Raw genomic sequence first — 1,631 nt, forward strand, 5'->3', positions numbered from 1 at the left:
GTGCGAGGGCATACAGTCCTCGCTTTTCTGTACCGTAAGGTGGTACAGGAACAAGAACTGGGCAAGACCGGTGCCAGCCGCCGCGGTAATACCGGCAGTTCGAGTGATGGCCGCTCTTATTGGGCCTAAAGCGTTCGTAGCCGGCCACGCAAGTTCGTCGGGAAATCTGCCCGCTTAACGGGCAGGCGTCCGGCGAAAACTGCGTGGCTTGGGACCGGGAGACTCGAGGAGTACGTTCGGGGTAGGAGTGAAATCCCATAATCCTGAACGGACTACCGATGGCGAAAGCACCTCGAGAGCACGGATCCGACGGTGAGGAACGAAAGCTGGGGTCTCGAACCGGATTAGATACCCGGGTAGTCCCAGCTGTTAACGATGCTCGCTAGGTATGGCACAGGCCACGAGCCTGTGCTGTGCCGAAGTGAAGACGCAAGCGAGCCGCCTGGGAAGTACGTCTGCAAGGATGAAACTTAAAGGAATTGGCGGGGGAGCACTACAACCGGAGGAGCCTGCGGTTTAATTGGACTCAACGCCGGACATCTCACCAGCACCGACAATGTGCAGTGAAGATCAGGTTGATGACCTTATTGGAGCCATTGAGAGGAGGTGCATGGCCGCCGTCAGCTCGTACCGTGAGGCATCCTGTTAAGTCAGGCAACGAGCGAGACCCGTGTTCCTAATTGCCAGCAGCAACCATGCGTTGGCTGGGTACATTAGGAAGACCGCCACGGCTAACGTGGAGGAAGGAACGGGCAACGGTAGGTCAGCATGCCCCGAATGTGCTGGGCAACACGCGGGCTACAATGGCCGAGACAAAGGGTTGCTACCCCGAGAGGGGACGCTAATCTCCGAAACTCGGTCGTAGTTCGGATTGCGGGCTGAAACCCGCCCGCATGAAGCTGGATTCGGTAGTAGTCGCGTGTCATTAGCGCGCGGCGAATACGTCCCTGCTCCTTGCACACACCGCCCGTCAAAGCACCCGAGTGAGGTCCGGATGAGGCCACCATGCGGTGGTCGAATCTGGGCTTCGCAAGGGGGCTTAAGTCGTAACAAGGTAGGCCTAGGGGAATCTGGGCCTGGATCACCTCCTACAGACCGGGACTGGGGCGACGCCCCAGCCCACTCGTCCTGTCTTCGGACAGGAATGGTGATAGCCAGCCACTTCGGCTGGCCGCTGAACTGTCGAGGTTCACACCCTCTCACGAGGGCAGACCGGTAGCTCAATGGAAGAGCACCGCATTGCGGTTGCCCCGGTTCGATTCCGGGTCGGTCACTACCGCGGACGGCGATCCCGTTCGCGCAACCGATGCACCATCCCGCGAAAGCGTGGTTGGGAAGGGTACGATGTCGCACGCACAACCGCCGCGTGTGAACGATGACGACCGTGTGTACGTGCAATCCAGACGTCAACTGGACCCGTTTCATCGTGGAACGTGTGTCCGACATCAATTGGCTACTATGCCTCTTGGTGGATGGCTCGGCTCGAGCGCCGACGAAGGACGTGCCAAGCTGCGATAAGCCTGAGGGAGCCGCACGGAGGCGAAGAACTCAGGATCTCCGAATGGGAATCCCCACCGCAATTGCTTCGCGCAATGGGGAACGCCGGGAATTGAAACATCTCAGTACCGGCA

The 1,631-nt window shown here is 59.3% G+C and carries 1 tRNA gene and 2 rRNA genes; all 3 read left to right on the forward strand.

Features of this window, described 5'->3' with window-relative positions:
* Positions 1-1,090, forward strand: a 16S ribosomal RNA gene (locus EAF64_RS20625); the annotation flags it as partial.
* A 119-nt stretch (positions 1,091-1,209) separates the two neighbouring features.
* Positions 1,210-1,274: transfer RNA gene (locus EAF64_RS20630), tRNA-OTHER, on the forward strand.
* 170 nt (positions 1,275-1,444) lie between these two features.
* Positions 1,445-1,631, forward strand: a 23S ribosomal RNA gene (locus EAF64_RS20635); the annotation flags it as partial.

Origin of the sequence: Halorientalis pallida (assembly GCF_004118325.1) — an archaeon.
In the GTDB taxonomy this organism is placed as follows: domain Archaea; phylum Halobacteriota; class Halobacteria; order Halobacteriales; family Haloarculaceae; genus Halorientalis; species Halorientalis pallida.